Origin of the sequence: Billgrantia lactosivorans (assembly GCF_003254665.1) — a bacterium.
In the GTDB taxonomy this organism is placed as follows: Bacteria; Pseudomonadota; Gammaproteobacteria; order Pseudomonadales; family Halomonadaceae; genus Halomonas; species Halomonas lactosivorans.
Map to the genome: position 1 here is coordinate 998043 of NZ_QHGY01000001.1, position 22473 is coordinate 1020515.

The following is a 22473-nucleotide window of genomic DNA, read 5'->3' on the forward strand; positions in this document are numbered from 1 at the left end:
CATAAAGCCAGGCCTTTGTAGGGCCTGGCTTTTTTTCTTTATCTAACCAAATCCATCAGCTTGTCATAGGAATCCACGACATCATACTTCACCTTCGCCGTGGCGATAGTGTCGAAGAATTCCGTGGCGCACTTGATTTTGGCCTGCTCGAGCTCTCGCAGTTCTAGTGATGACATGCTGCCCTTGGTCTCGGCCACGAAGTAGACGTGCTTGACGTCGTTCTCGCTGAAGGCGATGGCCCAGTCAGGGTTGTAATTACCCACCGGCGTCGGGATGAAGAAGCTTTTCGGCAGCTTGGCGTAGACCACCACTTCCTTGCCGGTGTCGAGCTCCTCGACGAAGTCACGCTCGATCTTGGAGTCGGTTACCACGTAGTCGAAGACATGCCGCTTGGCCTTATAGGCTCGATCCAGATGGTTCTCTGGCTTCTCGATAGTGAAGATTTCCCGGCCGTGCTGCTCGTTGATGGGGTCGTAGCTGATGTGCTCGACCACCATAGTGGCCTTTTGCTCGTTGATCAGCCTGGCAGCCTGGGCCATGAAGTCTTCCGGGTTCATCCGGTACTGCTTGAAGGTCTTCGGCTGGATCTTGGAGAGAATCGCCGCGACGGTGCGCCGCGTCAGCTGCGTGGCCTCGGCCAGGCGGCCGATCAGGTCGTACTGGACCGCCGAGTGAAGCGAACCGTCATGCTTGACCCGCTCGCTCTCGTTGACGGTGAAGGCCTGCCCGCTGGTCATGTCCTGGTAGCTGGCTTCGGCCTTCTGGGTGCCGCGCTCCACCTGGTACTCCAGGCGCTTCACACCGAGCTTCAGGTCAAGGTAGCCCACGCATTTCTCGATTAGCTCGTTGGAGTCGAAGCTGACGGAGTAGGCCGCTTTGCGGTTGATGCGCTCCCAGAGCTCCTGAAATTCCTTCTTGTGGAAGTTGTCGTTGAGCGGATTCAGCTTCGCCTTGCGACCATCCTCGATGTGCGGCAGTTGGGCGTTGCTGAAGACGCTGTCGATCAGCTGAAAGACCTGCTGTGCATGGGGCTGCAGCGACTCCGGGAGATCGGCCAGGGTGCCCTCTTCCTTGGCCTGATGGTAGGCCTCGGTGATGTGGTCTGCGCTATCCGTGTAGTCGTGCTTGAGCAGGTAGCGGTAGATCTCCTTGGCCATAGCCGACGTGACCTCTACCTCGCCCTCATCCGACACGAGCAGCTTGCCGATGAAGTAGGCCTCATCGGCGACCCGCGGGCGCTCGGAGAGATCGTTGCTGATATCGCGCTGCAAGGCGGTGACGAAGTCCTTGTAGCTCTCGCTGGCGACCACCGTCAGCTCGTTGATGTCGTGCACCGTCAGCGGGTCGTCCATGCGGTCCCCCAGCTGGTTGACCGCCAGGCGCAGGCCGCGCCCGACCTCTTGGCGCCGGGAGATGGTGTTGTCGCTGTGCTTCAGCGTGCAGATGACGAACACGTTGGGGTTGTCCCAGCCCTCCCGCAGTGCGGAGTGGGAGAAGATGAAGCGCGTGGGCTCCTCGAAGGAGAGCAGGCGCTCCTTGTCCTTCAAGATCAGGTCGTAGGCATCGACATCGTCCGTCTCGGTCGAGCGCGCCTTGGTCTTGGGGTCGACGAGGCGCTTGGACTTCTTGTCGATGGAGAAGTAGCCGTTGTGGGTATCCGATGCGCTGATGCCCTTCAGGTAACGGTTGTACTCGCTGTCTTCCAGGGTCAGCACCTGGTTGAGCTGGTGGTTGTACTCCTCCTCGAAGATCCGGGCGTACTCGCCCAGCACCTCACCGCCCTCATCGTACTGGCGGTACTTGGCCACCTCGTCGATGAAGAACAGGGTGAGCACCTTGACCCCCTGGGAGAACAGCAACTGCTCCTTCTTGAAATGTGCCTTGACCGCCTCGCGGATCTGGATCTGGCGCAGCGCCTTCTCGGTGACATCGACGGTGACCTCTCCAGCGGTGAGCTCGACGCCGTTGGTGAAGCTGAGCTGATCGATCCTGGCATCAATATCCGAGACGACGAATCCCTTGTACTGGTCCAGCCCATCCGACAGCTCATGCAGGTTGTCACCCTTGCCCAGCTTGCGGCGCTTGCGCTTCACGCCGCTGGCCGACTTCTCCTCGTACTCGACCCAGGCCACAGGAGGCTTGTTCTTGGCCGTCTCGATATTTTCCAGGTAGAGGTAGGCATCGGTGCCGGTGAGGCCCTTGGTGGTGACGCCATGCACCGAGATCTTCTTCACCAGCTTCTGGTTGTAGGCGTCCAAGGCATCCAGGCGGTGGATCTTGTTGTAGGTCGTCTTGTGGGTCGCCGAGTAGCGGACGATGAACAGCGGGTTGAACTCGCTCAGTGAGCTGAGCGTCTTGCCCCCTTCCATCTTCTGCGGTTCATCGAGGAACAGGATCGGTCGGTTGGCCTTGATGACGTCGATGGGGCGGCGCGACTGGAAGTCATCCAGCTCATCGTAGATGCGGCGGTTGTCGGCACCACGAGAGTTGAAGGCCTGCACGTTGATGACCATCACGCTGATGCCGGCATCCGAGGAGAAGCTTTCCAGGTTGTGCAGCTGCTTCGAGTTGTAGATGAAGAAGCGCGCCTTCTCCCCGTAGCTCTCCAGGAAGTGGTCGGCGGTGATCTGCAGCGACTTGTAGACCCCCTCGCGGATGGCGATGCTGGGCACCACCACGATGAACTTGCTCCAGCCGTAGCGCTGCTTCAGCTCGAACATGCTCTTCAGGTAGACGTAGGTCTTGCCGGTGCCGGTCTCCATCTCTACATCCAGGTTGTAGGGGCAGCCGGTCTTGTCATCCTTCTTCAAGCCGTCGGAGAGCGGCAGGTTCTGGCGGCGCTGCACGGTCCGGATGTTGTTCAGGAGCTCAAGCTCCGTCAGCTCCAGCGCGGCGTTCTTGAAGCCGGCGTCGTCGGAATCTGGCGAGGCATACATGTCACGCTGCATTGGCTGCGCCAGGGGCGCTGCCTCGCCCGGATCGATACGGTAGCGGATACCGCTGCTGAAGGGCTGGCCAGCAAAGCAGTCCGCCAGCGCCTCGACTGCCCGCGTCTGGTACTCCTGAGTCTTGAACTTGAGCTTCATGGCCTTCCTTTCTGCACCGGCATCGGAGCCTGCAGAAAGGGCTCTCGATGCTTTAATTTTAAAATCAATGGCTTAAACAAAAATTCGTTCAGTCTCTTTCTGCAGAGCCGCCGTTTCTTTCTGCAGACCTTTCTGCATCGTCCTGCACCAGTCGCCATTCCGGCGCACCGCGGCTGCCGGCATTGCGGATCTGGCCAGCGCGTCGCAGCTTGGTCAGGATGTTGCCCACCTTTGCCTTCTTCTTTGGCTCATCCAGGGCATCGCTGAGCTTGTCCCACAGCAGGGTGTCGATCTCCTGGCGGCTGGCGGAGCCGAACTTGGCCAGATAACCAGTCACCAGCTTGGCGTAGAAGGCGTCATCCTGCCCACGGGTGTGGATGTACTGGGCCTTGGTCGCCGTTGCTGTCGCGATCTCGGCGGAGACGCGCAGATTGGGCTGCCGGCCTTCGATCAGCTTGGCGCGGCGCAGACGACTCGTCATCTCCTTGTCGAGCGGCAGCTGTTTCTGCACGCGATCCAGGGCCAGGATCTCCTGCAGGGAGAGCTCGGTCTTCTTGATCAGCATGCGCGTGTAGGCCGGATCGACGATGCTGCCGTAGATCGTCAGCCTCACCCGGGAGGGGTCGGTTACGTCATAGTCCGGCATGGGAAGGTAGCGTTTGGCCTGCCCCAGGTGCATCTCGTGGATGCCGTAGCCCATGGTGTCGATCATGTTCAGCTCGACCATGGCGTTTACCAGGAAGGGATTGCGGTAGTGCATCGGTGTCTTGTGGCCGGTGACGTAGTCCTCCGGCCTGCCTTCGAAGAAGCCCCCTGCGTTTTCCAGGATGAGCCGGTCCGGCTCTTCGGTGACCAGGACCCTGCCGTTGCGGGCGTAATCCTGATGGGCGATGCAGTTGTGCAGCGCTTCCAGCACGATCCGCTGGTCGTACTTGGCCAGCTCCACGCCCAGCAGCTGGTCCTCCGGCAGGATTCGCACCTGCACGTTGCGGATCTGCTGGTAGAGCCGCGTCGTGGCCAGCAGGAACGGCGGGCCGAAGTGTTGGTAGGCCCGCTCCGGTCCCTCCAACTTCCAGGTCAGCTGAGCGGGATGAGGGGATAGCAGCGGCACCGCCTCTTCCTTGCCGAGCAGCAGGAGGGCCGCCCGGGTCACCTTGCCGTCCAGCGTCAGCTTGGCGCGATCCAGGAAGGTGGCCAGCGGCCACCCCATTACTTCGCCGGGCTCGAAGCGGTTGGCGTACTTCTTGGCGAAGGACTCTCGGGCCTTGTTGACCGCCTCGGGGTCGAGATGGTCGAGCGTGGCATTCGGCACCAACTGCACGGACCAGTCGGTGGCGTCGGTCTGTCGCCGGATCGCATCCTGCTTGTCCAGGCCCAAGCCGGTCAGACTCTCCCCGGCGCGAGCAAAGTAGTGCCCTTGCCAGGCGATGGGCATGCCCATCGGTGCAGGTGGAACCTCGAACAGCAGCACCCGGCCTTCTGGGGTCTCCAGCTCGTGGATGTCGCGGAAGGTGATGCTGGGCTCGGTGCCGTCAGCTATCTGCATCTTGAGCTTGTCGAGCTCGCCGGGGGCTTGGCGGTACTCGGACCCCAGGATGCGCCGGGTCTTGTCGTCGATGCCAAAGACCAGCCAGGCGCTTTCGCTGGCACGCAGATTCGCCTCGTTGGCCAGCGCCGAGAGGTACTTGCCGAGATCCGAGGTGGAGAAGCCCTTGCCACCGCGCTTGAACTCGACCACCTCGCTCTCCCAGCGCTCGATTAGGGAGTGCAGCAACTGCTTCAGCGCCTGCTCGTCCATGCTCATGGGCCTAGATCACCTTGACGTCGGTATTGGGCGACTTCTGGGCGAAGATTTGCTCGACGTTGATCTTGACGCTGTCGCTGGCGAAGCCGGCATCGCGGAACACCACGCGCAGCGGCTCGTACTCGGCGAGCTGTTTGACGAATGCCTCGTCGATATCCAGGTCGAAGCAGGCGGCCAGGGCCATATGCTTCTCGGCCCCGTCGACGAGGAAGATGGTTTTTCCATCAACCTCTTGGCGAGAGATGGGAAGTGACAGGTCTACGCCCCAATCGAGCAAGACTTGAAAGAGAAGGTCTTCGGGAAGAGAATTATCCCTGACATTGTCTACCATTCCTTTAAGTGAATCTTGAACAAGGATATCAGGATTATAATAAACATCCTTCATATTTGAAGGGCCAATCTTTAAAATCCGGACGCCAAAGTCAATACCTTGGTTATCGACCAAGTCATCCGACAGGTCTTTAGCAGCTCTTTTAATTCTATCCAAAGCTATTTCAGAGACTGTTTCGTATCCATTCTTGAAAGCATCGCTACTTTCAAGGCATGGCTCATCTAGTTGAACAACAATAAACCTGCGCCTACCCGCGTCCGATTTATTTAGCCTCATTACGGCATGAGCTGTAGTTGCCGAGCCGCCGAAAAAATCTAAAACCAGATCATCTTCATCTGTCGAAACTCTTAACGCAATTTCGATAAGATCAATTGGCTTTGGAGTATCAAAAACCGACTTTCCATCAAAAAGCTTTTTTAGATAATTTTTTGCTTGCTCATTAGTCGCAGCATCTCTAGCAAACCAAATGGATTCAGGTGTTAAACCCCTTTCCTTTTCATTCAAATACGTTTTAATTCTTGGAACGCCGCTTCCTTCTTTGCCAAACCACAACCTACCCTCTTCAGCAGCCTTTTTCATAACCTCTTCTGTATAAAGCCAGCAACGGCCACTTTCAAGCTCATGCTTCGTACCGTTTGGAGCCACAAAAGTGTAAAACTGACTTTTGGTGCCATGGCCAGCCTGAGCCGTAGCAGGGTCTGACTTCCATGGGCCGCGAGGATCATTATCTGGGTTTTTATAGTTCGCAAGTGCCTTTTCACTCATGGGTAGTTGTTTGAGGACACGACCACCATGGTGAATATTTTTACAATAGCAAACCAAATAATCATGCCTTGAAGAAACAACTTTCCTGTTTTCCCTATTAGTCCTTTTCTCCCAAACAAAGTTTGCAACAAGATTCTCTTCGCCAAAAATTTCATCGCAAATCTTAATTAGATTGGCAAGCTCATTATCGTCGATAGAGATAAATATCAGCCCATCATCCCTCAGTAAATTTCTTGAAAGCCTTATCCTGCCATACATCATCGAAAGCCAATCAGAGTGCCTGCGCCCGTTACTTTCTGGGTTTGCGACCAACCTTCCTTTCACTTCGTCAACCTGGTTAGATGACAAGAAATAACCTTCTGAAGAAGTAGAGAAGTCGTCCTTATAAACAAAATCATTGCCAGTGTTATATGGCGGATCAATATAGATCATCTTTACTTTTCCAAGATATGTTTCCTGGAGAAGCTTTAGAGCCTCAAGATTATCCCCTTCTATAAACAGGTTCTTGGTATTATCAAAGTCGACACTCTCTTCCCTACACGGACGCAATGTCTTGGCAATCGGCGCATTGGCTGCCAGCAGGGCTTCGCGCTTGCCGGGCCAGTTGAGGTGGTAGCGCTCCTGGGGTCCCTCGACGATATGCTCGGAGAGCTCCTGGCGCAGCTGGTCGAAGTCGATGGCTTGCTTCACTCGCCCTTGCTCATCCCGTGCTTCTGTAACGCAGCTGGGGAACAGCTCGGCCAGCTTGGCGATGTTGGCCTCGGTCAGGTTGGGGGAGTGCATCTTCAGCTTGTCCATGGTGTCGCGTGTCTCCGGACCTCTGTGGTCGTGATCAGGTGTCATAGTCGGCAATTTTCTCGCGTATCGAGCGCAGCTCGGCGTTGATCTCGATCTTGCGGTTGAACTGTTTCGTGTTGCGCAGGCGCTTCTCGAGGGCGGCCGCGTCTTTCTTGAGGGCTTCCAGGGCCCTCAAGCGCTCCAGCTGATCCGGCAAGGCTTCGCCCTGCCGCGCCGGTTCGGGAAGCAGGCTGCGCAGCAGCTGCTGGTAGAGCTGCTTCAGGTCGATGGCTGTTGGCAACGGTTGTCGCGGCGTCTCAGTTGACAGCCAGTCGCTGCTGGCGTAGTGATCATCCAGCACCCATTTACTGGGATCGGCCTGGCTGGGCCGCTTGTAGGCGGCGGTGACACGGATGCCGCGGGCGCCGTTTAGCTCGAACAGGATCGGAAAGGGAATGGCGCGGTCGATGGCCCGCAGCACGTCTCGGTGTAGGTCCTCGCCCTTGAGGGTGATCACGAAGACCTGCAGCTCCGGCACATCGTCGGTGCCAGGCAGATTAAGCGTGCTATGAGCTAGCTTGGCATGCCAGGTGATCTGGCCGACCTCATCCCGCAGGCGCTCCCTGAGCTTGGCGGTGGCCCTCACATGCGCAAGAATGCGCTGCTTGGCCACCACACGACCGAGCAGCGCCTTGGCAGGGTACTGGTAGAGCGGTACCGTCATGGTGCTTTACTCTCGCTATCCCTGCTGGCCGCATGGCGCTCCATACCTGTGTCTATGGTCGAACCCGCGTCACGAATGACGACGAAGGTGATCAGCTCGAAGTCGTTTAGCCCTTCGATGGTATCGACCAGCGCCGTGGTCTCGCCGCCGCTGAACAGGCTGTCTATGTCCCTGTCTTCCTTCACCTCGATCATCGAGCGGATGGCCTGATCCAGTAGCGCTGAATAGGCGTGCATCTCCCGGCCATCGTGGGTTTCCTCGTTGAAGGGCCGATAGACGGCTTCGACGGGCTCGACCAGCCCTTTGCACGCGGTGCGGGCGAGATCGAGCAGGCGCTTGACCTCGGTGTAGTCGCTGATCACTTCGCCGGTATGGCTGATATAGACCAGGTAGAAGGGGTGCAGGCGGTTCTGCTGCTGCAGGCCACTGCCATGGTGCCCTACCCGCTGATTGAGGTTGCGCAGGGTGAAGATGATCCCGGGCTGCAGGCCCCTCTCGGGCCGGGCCGGTACCACGGTATGCAGGCCGTTGGGGATACGGCTCAGGTCGCCGTTCTCCTTCATGTAACCCAGTAGGTCCATGCGGAATTCATTCAGGCCGAGGTCGGTGATCGACACGCCGGACTTGAGGTCTTCCATCTCCACCACTTCATCCTGTAGCCGACGCAGCTGCTCGCGCCGGTAGGCAACATCGTTGGACTGGGCATTGAGCACATTGTCGTCGCCGGTGGCGGTGACGTCGGCGATCACCATGCGGTTCTCGACGCGCTCCTTGAGGTTGATGTACTCGTCCAGGCTGATGTCCGGCCAGTAGTTAACCAGCTGGATGCTGGCGTTGGGCGAGCCGATGCGATCGATGCGCCCGAAGCGCTGGATGATGCGCACCGGGTTCCAGTGGATGTCATAGTTGATCAGGTAGTCGCAGTCCTGCAGGTTCTGGCCTTCCGAGATGCAGTCGGTCCCGATCAGGATGTCCAGCTCGCGGGGCTCACCGGGGTATACCATGGCCTTACTCTTGGCCTGCGGGGCGAACAGCGTCAGCAGGCCTTGGAAGTCATAATGCTGGCGGCTGCTGGGCATGGCGCCGATGGTGGATTTCGGGGCTTCGCTGCCGGTCACCAGGCCGGTGTGCACGCCCTGGCTCTCCAGCAGTACCGGCGCCAGGTTGTCGTAGAGGTACTTGGCGGTGTCCGCGAAGGCGGTGAAGATCATTACCTTGCGGTTGCCGGGGTTGATCGGCGAGGCCAGCTTGCTGGCAATCTGCGTCTTGAGGTGCTGCAGCTTGGCATCGTCGGACGGGGTGACCTTGGCCATTTCCTCCAGCAGCAGCTCGATCCACACCAGGTCGGTGCTCAGGTCATGCTCCCAGGACGGCAGGTCCATGTCCTCCAGGCTGATCTGGACCTTCTTGCCCACCGTGGTATCGCCGGGCATGGGAATGCTGTCGTCGTCGGGGTCAGCGTCTTCGAAGGACCCGGTGATATCCGCGAAGCTCTCCGAACGCCCAGTCTTCTTGAAGGCCTCGATCTTATCCAGGATGGTCGTGTAGCTATCCTGCAGCCCCTCCAGGGTCAAGCGAAACGCCGCCACCGAGCTCTCCAGGCGCTTGAGCAGGTTGGTTGTCATCAGGGCCTGCAGGCTCTTCTCCCGGTCCACCTGCTTGAAGCTACCGCCTCCACTGGACACTTCGGTGTCGTACATCTCCTCGTACTTCTTGAGGCGGCTGGGCAGGATGTAGCTGATCGGGGCGTAGACGGAGAGCTTGAGCTGGGAGAGCTGCTGGAAGATCTCGTTGAAGCCGATCACATCGGTTCGGTGAGTGAGGGGGCAGTGAAACGAGAGCGGCTTGCGGCGCTCCGGGAAGCTGCCGATATCGCTGGTGTCGTAGAAGGTTTCGATATGCCGACGTGAGCGGGCGATGGTGACGCTGTCCAGCAGCTCGAAGAAGTCGAAGTCCAGCGCCTGCAGGATCGCGCCCGTGGTGCGCTTCTCCGGTGGAAGCGCCGACCACTCGTTGAAGGTGGCCTGGGCGCGGCGGAAAATGCCCTCGATGTCCTTGGCGCCGCTGAGATGGCGAGTCAGGTTCTCGGCCTCGCCCTCGTAGGCCAAGGCCAGCTGGTTCTTCAGGTCATTGAAGCGGTTGTTGACCGGCGTTGCCGAGAGCATCAGCACCTTGGTCTTCACGCCCGCGCGGATCACCTGATTCATCAGTTTCTGGTAGCGCGTCTCGCGATCCTTGTAGACGTCGTTGTTGCGGAAGTTGTGCGACTCGTCGATTACCACCAGGTCGTAGTTGCCCCAGTTCACGCGATCCAGCGGCATGCCGAAGGATTCCCCACGGGTGCGCTGCAGGTCGGTATGGCAGAGCACGTCGTAGTTCAGGCGGTCCTGGGCCAGCACGTTGGTGGTCAGGTTGCGGTTATAGGTCAGCCAGTTATCGGCGAGCTTCTTGGGGCATAGCACCAACACGGAGCGGTTGCGTAGCTCGTAGTACTTGATGACCGCCAGGGCGGTGAAGGTCTTCCCGAGCCCTACGCTGTCGGCCAGGATGCAGCCGTTGTAGGTCTCCAGCTTGTTGATAACGCCGGTGGCCGCGTCGCGCTGGAAATTGAACAGCTTCTGCCAGATGACGCTGTCCTGGTAGCCGGTGCGGTCATTGGGCAGCACGTCCTCGCTGATGTCTTCCAGGAACTCGTGGAAGATGTGGTAGAGCATCAGGAAGTAGATCCGCTCCGGCGGGTTCTCCCGGTAGACCGAGGCGATATGCTCGCGCAGCCGTTCGGTCACATCCTCGAGCTTCTCTTCGTCCTGCCACAGCTGGTCGAAGAGGGCCATGAACTGAGAGGTGTGGCCCGGCTCGCTGAAGCGGGTAACGAAGTTGGAGACCGCGTTGCCCTGCTGGTAGCCCAGGTCCACCGCCGTGAAGCCCTGCAGGGGCATGTAGACGGTGTCGCCGCCTTGGGCTGCAACGCCGGCAAAGGGCTGCATGGCCGCCTGGCCACGGTTGGAGCGAAAGCGGGCCTTGCGGCGCATCCAGTCAGCGCACTCGCGGGCGATGGCCCGCTGGGTCAGCTTGTTCTTGAGCTGAATCTCGAACTCGCTGCCGTGGACGCTGCGCTCGCGCTCCGCCTTGGGGATGTGGAACTCACGGTGCTCCTTGCGGAACTTGTCGCTCGCCTGGTCAGGAACAAAGGTGGGTGAGGTGAAGATGAACTCGACCGAGTCCAGCGCCTCCAGCTCATCCTTGAGCGCCTCGTAGGCGTAGATCGAGAAGCAGGAGGCCGCGATCTTGAGCCGGGCACCAGGGCGCAGGGTGTCCTTCAGATCGTCGCCGAGCAGTCGGCTGACGTTGTCGATGATCTCCATGGTACGGCTCCCCTGCGGTTACCTGGCCGCCTGAGGGCGGTCTCGTCATTCTGGTTGAGCAATGGCCTCAAGCTTATAGCAAGGGCTTAGTATCATGAAGCGCAGCGGCTCATTGAACTACAGCAAGCTGCATGCTCTTCGTGCGCCCAGCCAAACTTACTGAAAACGTCCAGCACCAAAGAATACTTGAGGCGTGTGGTTCACGCCTGATAGAAGGGAGTCATAAGACCACACAGAAGGGCTGGGCATGCATCTGACGGAAATTCGCGAGGCCATCGCCGTCGAGCAGGAAAAGCAGCGCAGCACATACATCTTCAAGGTGGCCAGGGCCACACGGATCAACAGCCGGCTTGCTACCATAAAAGTTGCCGCCGACGATGAGCAACGTAGCAGCGATACCTTGAGCGAAAGCATGGAAGCCGCCAGCGCTTGGTGGCCCTTGGAGGGGGGGCGCAATGGCGAAGCCCGCGTACTCTCCGTCTTCCCTGAAGATAACGAGTTGCACCTGACGGGCATTCAGGGCGAACTACCGGAGGTGGACGCCCGCCTGCGTATCTACCCGCCTGACTTTATCAAGGCAGTGCGTAAGATATACTACTCGCCGGATCATGAGGAAGCGGGGCTGACGATCTTCAAGGGGCTGACCAGCCGCGTGGAGCCCAACCAGGGTAGAAAGGAGCTTCCCCTTCCCGATGCCCTGCCCCTTCGTGAGCGCCAAAAGGACGCCTTGCGCCTGCCCTACCTTAGCCACGCTCTGTTAATCGGGCCGCCAGGCACTGGCAAGACCTTCAGTCTGGCGGCGATCATCGCCCAGTTCCTGCTGCATGAGCCCAATCAGCGGGTGTTGCTGCTCTCCAACAGCAATGCCGCTGTGGATGACGCTATCGTCAAGGTAGACGCGGCACTTGAGAAGCTGGGAGACAGGAAGCGCAACGAGCGGTGTGTGCGGATCGGCAGCAATTTCGCAATGGGCCGCTACGAAGGCCGCGAGCACCTGCTGCCTTCCAGCCAGAAATTGACGGAAAAGCTGAAAACGCTGGAAAAGAAGAAGCCCGACCAGAAGGATGCCGCAGCTTACGATGCCTGGCTAACCCAGTATAACAATGTGCGCCAGGAGATCGATGATCATACACGCGCCCTGATTAACAAGCTTCCGCTGGTGGCCACCACTGCCTCCAGTGCTAGCTTCCGTTTTGAGCAGCTGCTGAAGGCTGGCTTCGACTGGCTGGTCTTCGATGAGGCCAGTCAGGTTTCGCTCTACCAGACCATCGCCCTGTTGCCATTGGGCAAGCGCTACCTGTTCTGCGGCGATGACCGGCAGCTGCCACCAGTCTGCGTGGCCCACCAGAATACGCAAGCGAAGCGCTGGATAGGCAAGTCGATCTTCAGCAAACGAGAGAAATTTCCCCAGGACGCCATCGTTGAGCTCAACGAGCAAAACAGGATGGTGAAGAAGATATGCGAGTTAGTCAGCCAGCAATTTTACGTAGGTCGTCTGGTCAACGAACACACAGGCAGAGGAAAAAAACGCAAAGCCTGGTTCATGGAACGTAAGCTAGTCAGCGAGAAACACGCGAAGCCGATTGAAGTGATCTTTGTCGAAGAAACATCGCGCTGGATGAAGCGGTTCATGGGTGAAGTCAGGATGGCCTCGGCCAACAAGGCTGTCGAGATCTACCAGACCCTGGCTGAAGAGCGTGAGGCGCTTGGCTCGGATGCCGTGATTCTGGCACCACTGCACTCGCAGCTGAGGTTGATTCGTGAAACGACTAGAAAATCAGGCATCTCGACCATACCTTGCTCGACGATACATAAAGCACAAGGTCAGGAGTACCACACAGTCATTCTGGATGTAATCAATCTCTCCGGCAGCAATCGCTTCCTGACCGAGACGCTATCAAAGGAGATGATCAACGTAGCTTTCAGCCGTGCCAAGGCCAGGTTGGTCATTTTGGCACATGAGTCCGACCTGAACTGTCGTTTTATCAAGGCCGCGCACGCTGTTACTAAGCCCAAGCCACCTCAATATGCGGAAAATTATATCGAGGCATCTGATATAAACGAATATGCGCCAGTTGGGGAGCACAATATCGATCAGATCAAGGGGAAGCTCTACCGCCTGACGCTGAAAAATGGCAGCCAGATCATCATTGAGCCCACCGGGATACGCGATCGTTATTTGAAGGCCATACGGCATCGAGATGGAGAGGAGACAGAATACGCGCTTCAGATCATCAATGGTGGATAACGGCAGACTTTTTCATGATCACCAGGCAGGCGGTGCTTGGAGCTAATCACACCAGCTTGAATGGATTGATGTCGCGGAAGATGCCGGTCTTGGTCATGTCACGGCGCAGCGCGAAAATCTCCATGGCGGCAACCGGGTCGACCTGATCCAGTTTATCGAAGTGGATCTTCTCCCATTGGGCACGGGAGACCTTGACGCTGTAGAGGTACTGATCTCGCTCACCGCCCGTAGCGGCATCAGTGATCTGGCGGTAACCCGAAACCCGGGCCTCTTGCATGGCGGAAAATGATCTACCTGGGCGTGGTGCCGCTGCACTAGATCTCAAACCATGTCTGCCACGCGACGAACAACATGGTCCAGCAACGTTACGGCAAATGGATCCGCGGCGACGGCCAGGACGTCCCAGCGATGATAGAGAAGCTCCTCGAACTCTGACCATTCCCAGGATTGTTCCAAACCCTTTCCCAAGGGCAAAAACGAGAAAGGGGAATCAGCATAAATAGCTGATTCCCCTTTAAAATCTCGTGGCGGAGGGGGAGGGATTCGAACCCTCGAAGCCTTTCGACTTACACACTTTCCAGGCGTGCTCCTTCGACCACTCGGACACCCCTCCACATTGTGGTTCTTCCACCTGGGGCAGTGCCCTTGTGCGTCAGAACGGCGCAAAGTCTAACGGCTTAAGTACGCGTTTGCAAGCCGGTTTTCGGCTTTCGCCACCGTCAGGAGACGGGCAGCACGGCGTAGTCGCCGTGGGCTTCCAGGCATAGGGTGTCGCCGCACCAGAGCTGCTGAACGAGAGCGATACGACCGCGCCCGCGGCTCGCCAGGCGCTCCGCCAGCGTCTCGGGGCCCTGCTCGCTCTCGGGCACGCAGGTCAGGCGGTAGTCGCCGGTAACGGGGGCCAGGAAGCGCTGGCGGGCCTCGGCCACCACGACGTCGCGGGCATGGCCGCACTGGCGCAGCCATAGCGTGGTCCAGCACCAGCCCAGCAGGGTGGTCTGGGCGGTGAGCGCCCCGCCGAAGCCGGTGCCCTTGTCGTTGAGGTTGGGCACGAGCGAGAGTTCCCACACCAGGCGCTCCCCTTCCCAGCGCATCTCGCGGATGCCGAGGTGTTCGACCATGGGGATGGCATCACTCAGCCAGGCGAGGAAGGCCTGCGGGTCGTCGCGCTCGCCGGGGACGGGCAGCGGCAGGCGCGGATGGGGAACGCCGACTTCACGCATGGCGTCAGGTCCAGCGCTCGACGAAGTCGCTGATACGGTGCTCGGCGATGGGCTTGTGACGCCCGCCGAGCTGGCCCAGGTAGAGGTAGGCGATCAGCTCGTCTTCCTCCTCCAGGCCGAGCCCCTTGCGCACCGTGGGATCGAAGGCGTACTTGCCGCTGCGCCACATGGCGCCGAGCCCGAGGGCATGGGCGGCGAGCAGGATGGCGTGGCCGGCACAGCCGGCGGAGATCACCTGCTCGATCTTCGGCACCTTGTCCACGTCGGGGGTGACCTTGGCGATCACGGCGATGATCATCGGCGCACGCAGCGGCTTCTTGCGGGCGGCGTCCAGGGCGGCATCCTCGATGCTCGGGTCCTCGCGGTACTCGGCCTCGGCGAAGAGTTCGCCCAGCCGCTCGAGCCCCTCGCCTGTGAACTCGATGAAGCGCCAAGGGCGCAGCTCCATGTGATCCGGCGCGCGCAGTGCGGCGCGATAGATCGCTTCCATCTGCTCGGGGCTCGGTGCCGGGCCGGTCAACTTGCCCATCGAACTGCGCTGGTGCAACAGGGTCATTGCGTCCATACCATTTCCCATGCCAAGTCGTCGAAAGAGATCGATCAAACTCTACCAGCTGCCCCGCTTGCTGTCGTGCCGGGCCGAGGGGCTCGCCAGGCCTACTGCCTCGACAGGCGCAGCGGCTCGGGCGGGCGCTCGCCAGGGGTGGCGCGCCAGGGGCTTATGTCGAGCCCGCCACGGCGCACGTAGCGTGCCAGCACCAGCAAGCGCTCGGGCTTCGCGCGGGCCATCAGGTCCATGAAGATGTGCTCGACGCAGTGCTCGTGGAAGTCCTGATGCTGGCGGTAGCCGATCAGGTAGCGCAGCAGGCCCTCGCGCTCGAGCCTGGGGCCGCGATAGCGAATCAGCACGCTGCCCCAGTCGGGCTGGCCGGTGACCGGGCAGTTGGACTTGAGCAGGTGCGAATAGAGCGTTTCCTCGACGATCTCCTCGCCGACCGTGAGACACTCGGCGCTGGGTATGTAGGCGTCGATTTCGATATCGAGGTCGTCGAGGCACTCGCCGGGCAGCCGGCAGACTGCCAGCGCCGGGTCATCGAGATCGAACAGCTCGACGGCCACCGGGGCGCCGGCCGCCTTCGCCAGGTCGCGCTCGAGGGTCTCGATCACCTGCTCGCGGCTGTCGAAGCGGGTCTGGTTGAAGCCGTTGAGGTAGAGCTTCCATGACTTCGACTCGATCAGGTGGGGCGATTCAGCCGGCAGGCGGAAGCGCGCCACGGCGACCCGCGGCTTGCCGCGCGGGTTGAGCCAGCTCACCTCGAAGGCGTGCCACTCGTCCTCGCCGACGAAGGGCAGCCTGCCCGCTTCGATGCCCAGCGGCGTGCGGTTGGCTGCGCGGGGAATGGGATAGAGCAGCCCGGCATCGTAGTGTTCCGGGTAGGCGGACTCGCGCCCCAGCGGGGCGTGCTCGAGCGTATCGGGGCGATGTGTCATGAACGTATCCCCTTGCCGCGCTCCAGCATCCACAGGGCGACGGTGAAGAGCACGATGATGAAAGCAACGATGGCGGCCAGCGCCCAGCCCACCGGTATGTCGGAAACCCCCAGGAAGCCGTGGCGGAACACGTTGACCATGTAGAGGATCGGGTTGAGCAGCGAGGCGTTCTGCCAGAAAGTCGGCAGCAGCGAGATCGAGTAGAACACCCCGCCCAGGTAGGTCAGTGGCGTGAGCACGAAGGTCGGCACGATGGAGACGTCGTCGAACTTGTTGGCCAGCAGCGCGTTGATGAAACCACCAATGGAGAACAGCGCCGCGGTGAGCACCACCACACCGACGGTCAGCAGCGGGTGCGCCACGCTGATGCGGGTGAAGAACAGCGACACCAGCGTTACGATCAGGCCCACGCCCAGCCCGCGCGCCATGCCGCCCAGCACGAAGCCCGACAGGATCACCCAGTTGGGCATCGGCGAGACCATCATCTCCTCGACGCTGCGCTGGAACTTGTTGGAGAAGAAACTCGAGGCCACGTTGGAGTAGCTGTTGGTGATCACCGCCATCATGATCAGCCCGGGGACGATGAAGTCCATGTAGCTGAAGCCGTCCATCTGGCCGATGCGCGAGCCGATCAGGCTGCCGAAGATGATGAAGTACATGGCCATGGTGATCGACGGCGGCAGCAGGGTCTGCGGCCAGATCCGCGTGAAGCGCTTGATCTCCTTGACGACCAGGGTCCAGAGGGCAATGGCGACCTGTGCGGGGTTCATTGGCCCACCTCTACCTGCTCGGCCCTGGCACGTGCGTCGCTGCCCTGCTCCACCATCGACACGAACATCTCCTCCAGCCGGTTGGCACGGTTGCGCATGGAGACCACCTCGATGCCGCGCTCGCCCAGCGCGGTGAACACGTCGTTGAGGCGCTGGCCGCGGTGCACCACCACGGCCAGCTGGGCACTGTCGACCTGCCTGACCTCGAAGCCCTCGATCGCCGGGGCCTCTGCCACCGGATGCGCCAGGTCGAGCAGGAAGGTCTCGGTGTCGAGCTCGGCGAGCAGGCCGCGCACGCTGGTGTTCCGCACGATCTCGCCGTGGTTGATGATCGCCACGTTGCGACAGAGGCTCTCGGCCTCCTCGAGATAGTGGGTGGTGAGGATGATGGTGGTGCCCTCCTCGCGGTTGATGCGGCGCATGTACTCCCACATGCTGCGGCGCAGTTCGATGTCGACGCCGGCGGTCGGCTCGTCGAGAATCAGCAGCCTGGGCCGATGCATCAGCGCGCGGGCGATCATCAGCCGGCGTTTCATGCCGCCCGAGAGCATGCGTGCGCTGCCGCCCCGCTTGTCCCACAGGCCGAGGTCCTTCAACAGCCGCTCGGCCCGCGGCAGCGCTTCGCGCCGCGGCATGCCGTAGTAGCCCGCCTGGGCCAGCACGATGTCGAGGACCTTCTCGAACTGGTTGAAGTTGAACTCCTGGGGCACCACGCCCAGGTGGTACTTGGCGCGGGCGAAGTCGCGGTCGATGTCGATGCCGAAGATCGAGACCTGGCCGGCGGTCTTCTGCACCAGCGAGCACACCACCCCCAGGGTGGTGGACTTGCCGGCCCCGTTGGGCCCCAGCAGGGCGAAGAAGTCGCCCTGCTCGACGTCGAGGTCGATGCCCTTGAGGGCGTGGAAGCCGTTGCCGTAGACCTTGGTCAGGCCACGAATCGACAGCGCCGGTTCGGCCATGAGACATCCTTGCGTTGGGATGGTAAACGAGTTCTGAACATTAGGGCGCGAAGGGATTTTTCAAGTCGCGGCCGGGAAAAACGCAGCGTACCCCACCCATGGGCAAGGTCATCGAAGAGTGTGAGAAGGGAGCCTTGGCACCTTGATGGGTGCAGAAGAATTTGGAGCGGGAAAGGAGATTCGACGGTCCGGCGCCCCGGCTTCCGGCCCGAGCCTTGGCATCTTCGAGATAGGTAAAAAATGGAGCGGGAAAGGAGATTCGAACTCCCGACCCTCGCCTTGGCAAGGCGATGCTCTACCACTGAGCTATTCCCGCTTGATCGGCCTCGGTCGTGCCTGCCATGCAGTATAACCGAAAGGTGGCGTCCCATAGGGGGTTCGAACCCCTGTTCCCGCCGTGAAAGGGCGGTGTCCTGGGCCACTAGACGAATGGGACGCAGCAGCCAGACAGTGCGCTGGAGCGGGAAAGGAGATCGACCGGGCTGGCGCACCAGCTCCCGACCCTCACCTGACCTACTCACCTGCCGAAACAGGATTTGGAGCGGGAAAGGAGATTCGAACTCCCGACCCTCGCCTTGGCAAGGCGATGCTCTACCACTGAGCTATTCCCGCACGCACGAAAGTCTATGCCAACAACGCAGCAGCCGCCATGGCGGATGCAACCGGAAGATGGCGTCCCATAGGGGGTTCGAACCCCTGTTCCCGCCGTGAAAGGGCGGTGTCCTGGACCACTAGACGAATGGGACGCAGCTGGAGCGAACCTGCGCATTCTGCCGAAACAGAATTTGGAGCGGGAAAGGAGATTCGAACTCCCGACCCTCGCCTTGGCAAGGCGATGCTCTACCACTGAGCTATTCCCGCACTTCGGTCCTGCACTCCGGTACCTGTCGAAACGAGCGTGAAACGAGTGGCGTCCCATAGGGGGTTCGAACCCCTGTTCCCGCCGTGAAAGGGCGGTGTCCTGGACCACTAGACGAATGGGACGCAGCCGTCTCGCTCTCTGCCTCAACGAGGTGGCGCGAATGTTACTCAAGCCCCCCGAAGCTGTCAACTGTCGGCCTGGGTTGGCCGAAGCCATGGAAAACAGCCAAGCTATGGAGTGACTGAGCAAGACCCGCACCAGCAGGAGAGAGGCCATGCGTAAGAAGATCGAGAAGAGCGATGCCGAGTGGCGAGCCCAGCTGACGCCGGAGCAGTACCGTGTGACCCGTCAGCAGGGCACCGAACCGCCCTTCAGCGGCGACTATCAGGTGAGCGAGGAGCACGGCATCTACCACTGCGTGTGCTGCAATGCCCCGTTGTTCGAGAACGAGCACAAGTTCGAAGCCCACTGCGGCTGGCCCAGCTTCGACCGCCCGCTCGGCCAGGCCGCCGTGGAGGAGCGCTTCGACGAGTCCCACGGCATGCGCCGCACCGAGGTGGTATGCGCGCACTGCGACGCCCACCTGGGGCACGTCTTCCCCGATGGCCCGCCCGAAACCACCGGGCTGCGCTACTGCATCAACTCGGTGGCCATCGCCTTCCACCCCGGCGAATAGCCCCCTGCCCTGCCGAGGCCGCCCTTCTGCTATGATGGGCGGCCTCGTCAGGTTTGCAGGAGTGGCACATGCTCGGCTGGTACCCGGGACACATGAACAAGGCGCGCCGCCAGATCCAGGAGGCGCTGCCGGAGATCGACGTGGCGATCGAGGTGCTCGACGCTCGCCTTCCCTACTCCAGCGCCAACCCCATGCTCGCCGGCCTGACCCGCCACAAGCCGGTGCTGAAGATCCTCTCGCGGGCCGACCTGGCCGACCCGGAGCGCACCCGCGAGTGGGTCGCCCACTTCGATGCGCAGCCCGACACCCGGGCGCTGGCCGTGACCACCACCAATGCCCGCGAGCTCAAGCGCATCCCCAAGCTGTGCCATGAACTGGCCGGGCAGGTGCGCGCCGACCGCGACGTGCGGGTGATGGTGATGGGCATCCCCAACGTCGGCAAGTCGACCCTGATCAACGGCCTGGCGGGCAAGGCCATCGCCAGGACCGGCAACGAGCCGGCGGTGACCAAGCGCCAGCAGAAGGTGCGTATCCCGGGCCGCGTGGCGCTGATCGACACCCCCGGGGTGCTGTGGCCCAAGATCGAGGACCAGGCCAGCGCCTACCGCCTGGCGGCCACCGGCGCCATCCGCGATACCGCCATCGACTACGTCGACGTCGCCGTGGTCACCGCCGCCGAACTGGCCCGGCGCTACCCCGAGGCGCTCAAGGCCCGCTACAAGCTGGCCGAACTGCCGCCCTACGCCGCCCACCCCGAGGCGGAGCGGGTCGAGGCCGACGGGCCCCGGCGTCTCGACCTGCTCGCCGTGGCCGGCTTCGACGGCCATGCGATCCTCAGCGAGATCGCCCGCCGCCGCGGCGGCCTGCGCCCCGGTGGCGAAGTCGACCTGCACCGCGGCGCCGAGGTGCTGCTGCACGAACTGCGCGACGGAAAGCTGGGCCGCCTGACGCTGGAGACACCGGCCGACATCCCGCTCCCTGCCGAGCACGAGGAAGCGAACGCCGCCTTCGCGAACAACGATAGCGGCGCTGACGATACTTCAGCATAATCACTGAGTTCCGGCGGCGCGCCTGACCGGAGCCACCGGACACCACTGGAATCTCGGACACCCCATGGACACGCCCCCCCTGTTCAGGAAATCGCACAAGCTCGACAACGTCTGCTACGACATCCGCGGCCCCGTGCTCGAGCACGCCAAGCGGCTGGAGGACGAAGGCCAGCGCATCCTCAAGCTCAACATCGGCAACCCCGCGCCGTTCGGCTTCGAGGCGCCGGAGGAGATCCTCCAGGACGTGATGCGCAACCTGCCCACCGCCCAGGGCTACTGCGATTCCAAGGGACTCTATTCGGCGCGCAAGGCGATCATGCAGGAGTGCCAGCGCAAGGAGATTCCGGGCGTCGGCATCGAGGACATCTACATCGGCAACGGCGTCTCGGAGCTGATCGTGATGGCCCTGCAGGCGCTGCTCAACGATGGCGACGAGGTCCTGATCCCCGCGCCCGACTACCCGCTGTGGACCGCCGCCGCCAACCTCGCCGGCGGCCACGCCGTGCACTACCGCTGCGACGAGCAGGCCGACTGGGCGCCCGACATCGCCGACGTGCGCGCCAAGGTGACCGGCCACACCCGCGCCCTCGTGATCATCAACCCCAACAACCCCACCGGCGCGGTCTACCCACCCGAGGTGGTGCGCGAGCTGCTGGCCATCGCCCGCGAGCACGACCTGGTGGTGTTCTCCGACGAGATCTACGACAAGATCCTCTACGACGACGCCGAACACGTCTCCACCGGGGCGCTGGCCGACGAGGACCAGCTGGTGGTGACCATGAACGGGCTCTCCAAGAGCTACCGCTGCGCCGGCTTCCGCTCCGGCTGGATGATCCTCTCGGGCAGCGTGGCGATGCAGCGCTCGCGCGACTATCTCCAGGGCATCAACATGCTCGCCTCGATGCGCCTGTGCGCCAACGTGCCGGCCCAGCACGCCATCCAGACGGCGCTCGGCGGCTACCAGTCGATCAACGACCTGATCCTGCCCGGCGGCCGGCTGCTGGCCCAGCGCGACATCACCTTCGACAAGCTCAACGCGATTCCCGGCGTGAGCTGCACCAAGGCCAAGGGCGCGCTCTACGCCTTCCCCCGGCTCGATCCCAAGGTCTACCCCATTCACGACGACCAGAAGCTGGTGCTCGACCTGCTGCTGCAGGAGAAGATCCTGCTGGTGCAGGGCACCGCCTTCAACTGGCCGGAGCCGGATCACGTGCGCATCGTCACCCTGCCCTGGGCCGACCAGCTCGGTGACGCCCTGGATCGCTTCGCCCGCTTCCTGGCGCGCTATCGCCAGTAACCGCCGGAGCGCAGCGGTTTTTTTCAGAGCGGACTTGAAACCTCCGTTAACGGGCCGTATCTAATTCAGCAGATTTTCAGGGGCCGCCACGGCGGCCCGCCCCTTGCCACCGGAGACTCCTGACGATGATGAGAATACTGCTCTTCCTGGGCACCAACCTGGCGGTGATAGTCGTTGCCAGCATCACGCTGCGCCTGCTCGGGGTGGAGAGCTACCTGACCGAGCAGGGCATGAACTTCAACGCCCTGCTGATCTTCTGCTTCGTCGTCGGCATGGCCGGCTCGATGATCTCGCTGTTCCTGTCGAAGTGGATGGCCAAGCGCGGCACCGGCACGGTGGTGATCACGCAGCCGAGCAACGCCACCGAGAAGTGGCTGCTCGACACCGTGGCCGAACTCTCCCAGCAGGCCGGGATCAAGACGCCCGAGGTCGGCATCTTCCCGGCGCAGCAGTCCAACGCCTTCGCCACCGGCTGGAACAAGGACGATGCGCTGGTGGCCGTCTCCGCCGGCCTGCTCAACCGCATGCGCCCGGAAGAGGTGCGCGCGGTGCTGGCCCACGAGATCGGCCACGTGGCCAACGGCGACATGGTCACCCTGGCGCTGATACAGGGCGTGGTGAACACCTTCGTGATGTTCTTCGCCCGCGTGGTGGCCCATGTGGTGGACAACTTCCTGCGCTCGCGCAACGAAGGCGCGGGGCTCGGCTTCATGGGCTACTTCGCCGTGGTGATCGTCGCCGAGATCGTCTTCGGCCTGATCGCCTCGGCCATCGTCGCCTGGTTCTCGCGCTTCCGCGAGTACCGCGCCGATGCGGCAGGCGCCCAGCTCGCCGGCACCGGAGCGATGATCAACGCACTGGCCCGCCTCAAGGCCGAGAGCGACATGCCCAACCAGATGCCGGAGTCATTGACCGCCTTCGGCATCAACGCCGGCCAGACGCGCAAGATCATGGAGCGGCTGTTCGCCAGCCACCCGCCGCTGGACGACCGTATCCGCGCATTGAAGGAGTCCGCCTACCGTTGAGCGATCCCTTCGCGTTGCCGG

General features: G+C 61.4%; 16 protein-coding genes and 7 tRNA genes. 5 read left to right on the forward strand and 18 right to left on the reverse strand.

Annotated features, from left to right (window positions below; translation table 11 throughout):
- Window positions 1-38 precede the first annotated feature (38 nt).
- From DIS04_RS04460 to DIS04_RS04480, 5 genes are all read right to left on the reverse strand, one after another.
- A complete protein-coding gene (locus tag DIS04_RS04460; RefSeq protein WP_111412490.1) occupies window positions 39-3086 on the reverse strand; it encodes a type III restriction-modification system endonuclease in 3048 nt (1015 codons plus the stop codon).
- An 88-nt stretch (window positions 3087-3174) separates the two neighbouring features.
- Complete coding sequence (locus DIS04_RS04465) at window positions 3175-4890, reverse strand: RNA-binding domain-containing protein (RefSeq protein WP_245904480.1); 1716 nt, start codon at window positions 4888-4890, stop codon at window positions 3175-3177.
- A 4-nt stretch (window positions 4891-4894) separates the two neighbouring features.
- Entirely contained in the window at window positions 4895-6784 is a 1890-nt protein-coding gene (locus DIS04_RS04470; RefSeq protein ID WP_179951213.1) for a site-specific DNA-methyltransferase, read from the reverse strand.
- A gap of 34 nt (window positions 6785-6818) precedes the next feature.
- The gene (locus DIS04_RS04475) at window positions 6819-7487 is read right to left on the reverse strand and encodes a DUF4391 domain-containing protein (protein WP_111412491.1); all 669 of its coding nucleotides are present in this window, start codon (window positions 7485-7487) and stop codon (window positions 6819-6821) included.
- Window positions 7484-10852: a helicase-related protein gene (locus DIS04_RS04480; protein ID WP_111412492.1), complete on the reverse strand. Its 3369-nt coding sequence runs from the start codon at window positions 10850-10852 to the stop codon at window positions 7484-7486. Before DIS04_RS04480 ends, DIS04_RS04475 begins: the two co-directional genes overlap by 4 nt.
- Window positions 10853-11099: 247 nt before the next feature.
- Between DIS04_RS04480 and DIS04_RS04485 the strand changes: the two genes are divergently transcribed.
- Entirely contained in the window at window positions 11100-13100 is a 2001-nt protein-coding gene (locus DIS04_RS04485; RefSeq protein ID WP_111412493.1) for a DEAD/DEAH box helicase, read from the forward strand.
- Between the two features lie 46 nt (window positions 13101-13146).
- Here DIS04_RS04485 and DIS04_RS04490 read toward each other — a convergent pair whose 3' ends face one another.
- From DIS04_RS04490 to DIS04_RS04550, 13 genes are all read right to left on the reverse strand, one after another.
- Window positions 13147-13377 carry a hypothetical protein gene (locus DIS04_RS04490; protein WP_245904481.1) on the reverse strand — a complete coding sequence of 77 codons (231 nt, stop codon included), beginning with the start codon at window positions 13375-13377 and terminating at the stop codon, window positions 13147-13149.
- Between the two features lie 248 nt (window positions 13378-13625).
- Window positions 13626-13713 (reverse strand) — tRNA-Ser (locus tag DIS04_RS04495).
- 106 nt (window positions 13714-13819) lie between these two features.
- Window positions 13820-14323, reverse strand: a complete 504-nt coding sequence (locus DIS04_RS04500; RefSeq protein WP_111412494.1) for a YiiD C-terminal domain-containing protein — start codon at window positions 14321-14323, stop codon at window positions 13820-13822.
- Window positions 14324-14327: 4 nt separating this feature from the next.
- Window positions 14328-14888, reverse strand: coding sequence for a nitroreductase family protein (locus DIS04_RS04505; RefSeq protein ID WP_111412495.1), 561 nt, complete (start codon window positions 14886-14888; stop codon window positions 14328-14330).
- A 92-nt stretch (window positions 14889-14980) separates the two neighbouring features.
- Window positions 14981-15814, reverse strand: a complete 834-nt coding sequence (gene queF / locus DIS04_RS04510; protein ID WP_111412496.1) for an NADPH-dependent 7-cyano-7-deazaguanine reductase QueF — start codon at window positions 15812-15814, stop codon at window positions 14981-14983.
- Window positions 15811-16584: an ABC transporter permease gene (locus tag DIS04_RS04515; RefSeq protein ID WP_111412497.1), complete on the reverse strand. Its 774-nt coding sequence runs from the start codon at window positions 16582-16584 to the stop codon at window positions 15811-15813. The genes queF and DIS04_RS04515 overlap by 4 nt, the downstream gene beginning before the upstream one ends.
- Window positions 16581-17543: an ABC transporter ATP-binding protein gene (locus DIS04_RS04520; protein ID WP_111412498.1), complete on the reverse strand. Its 963-nt coding sequence runs from the start codon at window positions 17541-17543 to the stop codon at window positions 16581-16583. The genes DIS04_RS04515 and DIS04_RS04520 overlap by 4 nt, the downstream gene beginning before the upstream one ends.
- A 241-nt stretch (window positions 17544-17784) precedes the next feature.
- Window positions 17785-17859: transfer RNA gene (locus DIS04_RS04525), tRNA-Gly, on the reverse strand.
- Between the two features lie 44 nt (window positions 17860-17903).
- A tRNA-Glu gene (locus tag DIS04_RS04530) sits at window positions 17904-17979 on the reverse strand.
- Window positions 17980-18080: 101 nt separating this feature from the next.
- Window positions 18081-18155 (reverse strand) — tRNA-Gly (locus DIS04_RS04535).
- 58 nt (window positions 18156-18213) lie between these two features.
- Window positions 18214-18289, reverse strand: a tRNA-Glu gene (locus DIS04_RS04540).
- 40 nt (window positions 18290-18329) lie between these two features.
- Window positions 18330-18404 (reverse strand) — tRNA-Gly (locus tag DIS04_RS04545).
- A 47-nt stretch (window positions 18405-18451) separates the two neighbouring features.
- Window positions 18452-18527: transfer RNA gene (locus DIS04_RS04550), tRNA-Glu, on the reverse strand.
- 152 nt (window positions 18528-18679) lie between these two features.
- On the opposite strand from DIS04_RS04550, the gene msrB reads away from it, so the two are divergent.
- The 4 genes from msrB to htpX all read left to right on the forward strand — a co-directional run bounded on the left by msrB (window position 18680) and on the right by htpX (window position 22452).
- Window positions 18680-19081 (forward strand): peptide-methionine (R)-S-oxide reductase MsrB, encoded by a 402-nt coding sequence (msrB, locus tag DIS04_RS04555; protein WP_111412499.1) that lies wholly within the window; start codon window positions 18680-18682, stop codon window positions 19079-19081.
- A gap of 68 nt (window positions 19082-19149) precedes the next feature.
- Window positions 19150-20130 carry a ribosome biogenesis GTPase YlqF gene (gene ylqF / locus DIS04_RS04560; RefSeq protein WP_111412500.1) on the forward strand — a complete coding sequence of 327 codons (981 nt, stop codon included), beginning with the start codon at window positions 19150-19152 and terminating at the stop codon, window positions 20128-20130.
- A 64-nt stretch (window positions 20131-20194) separates the two neighbouring features.
- Complete coding sequence (locus DIS04_RS04565) at window positions 20195-21427, forward strand: pyridoxal phosphate-dependent aminotransferase (RefSeq protein WP_111412501.1); 1233 nt, start codon at window positions 20195-20197, stop codon at window positions 21425-21427.
- A gap of 125 nt (window positions 21428-21552) precedes the next feature.
- Complete coding sequence (gene htpX / locus DIS04_RS04570) at window positions 21553-22452, forward strand: protease HtpX (RefSeq protein WP_111412502.1); 900 nt, start codon at window positions 21553-21555, stop codon at window positions 22450-22452.
- Window positions 22453-22473: the final 21 nt, after the last annotated feature.

Bases quoted from the DNA above. Each gene is read 5' to 3' on its own strand.
- DIS04_RS04460 (WP_111412490.1), bottom strand. From the start codon at position 3,086: ATGAAGCTCAAGTTCAAGACTCAGGAGTACCAGACGCGGGCAGTCGAG.
- DIS04_RS04465 (WP_245904480.1), bottom strand. From the start codon at position 4,890: ATGAGCATGGACGAGCAGGCGCTGAAGCAGTTGCTGCACTCCCTAATC.
- DIS04_RS04470 (WP_179951213.1), bottom strand. From the start codon at position 6,784: ATGGACAAGCTGAAGATGCACTCCCCCAACCTGACCGAGGCCAACATC.
- DIS04_RS04475 (WP_111412491.1), bottom strand. From the start codon at position 7,487: ATGACGGTACCGCTCTACCAGTACCCTGCCAAGGCGCTGCTCGGTCGT.
- DIS04_RS04480 (WP_111412492.1), bottom strand. From the start codon at position 10,852: ATGGAGATCATCGACAACGTCAGCCGACTGCTCGGCGACGATCTGAAG.
- DIS04_RS04485 (WP_111412493.1), top strand. From the start codon at position 11,100: ATGCATCTGACGGAAATTCGCGAGGCCATCGCCGTCGAGCAGGAAAAG.
- DIS04_RS04490 (WP_245904481.1), bottom strand. From the start codon at position 13,377: ATGCAAGAGGCCCGGGTTTCGGGTTACCGCCAGATCACTGATGCCGCT.
- DIS04_RS04500 (WP_111412494.1), bottom strand. From the start codon at position 14,323: ATGCGTGAAGTCGGCGTTCCCCATCCGCGCCTGCCGCTGCCCGTCCCC.
- DIS04_RS04505 (WP_111412495.1), bottom strand. From the start codon at position 14,888: ATGGACGCAATGACCCTGTTGCACCAGCGCAGTTCGATGGGCAAGTTG.
- queF (WP_111412496.1), bottom strand. From the start codon at position 15,814: ATGACACATCGCCCCGATACGCTCGAGCACGCCCCGCTGGGGCGCGAG.
- DIS04_RS04515 (WP_111412497.1), bottom strand. From the start codon at position 16,584: ATGAACCCCGCACAGGTCGCCATTGCCCTCTGGACCCTGGTCGTCAAG.
- DIS04_RS04520 (WP_111412498.1), bottom strand. From the start codon at position 17,543: ATGGCCGAACCGGCGCTGTCGATTCGTGGCCTGACCAAGGTCTACGGC.
- msrB (WP_111412499.1), top strand. From the start codon at position 18,680: ATGCGTAAGAAGATCGAGAAGAGCGATGCCGAGTGGCGAGCCCAGCTG.
- ylqF (WP_111412500.1), top strand. From the start codon at position 19,150: ATGCTCGGCTGGTACCCGGGACACATGAACAAGGCGCGCCGCCAGATC.
- DIS04_RS04565 (WP_111412501.1), top strand. From the start codon at position 20,195: ATGGACACGCCCCCCCTGTTCAGGAAATCGCACAAGCTCGACAACGTC.
- htpX (WP_111412502.1), top strand. From the start codon at position 21,553: ATGATGAGAATACTGCTCTTCCTGGGCACCAACCTGGCGGTGATAGTC.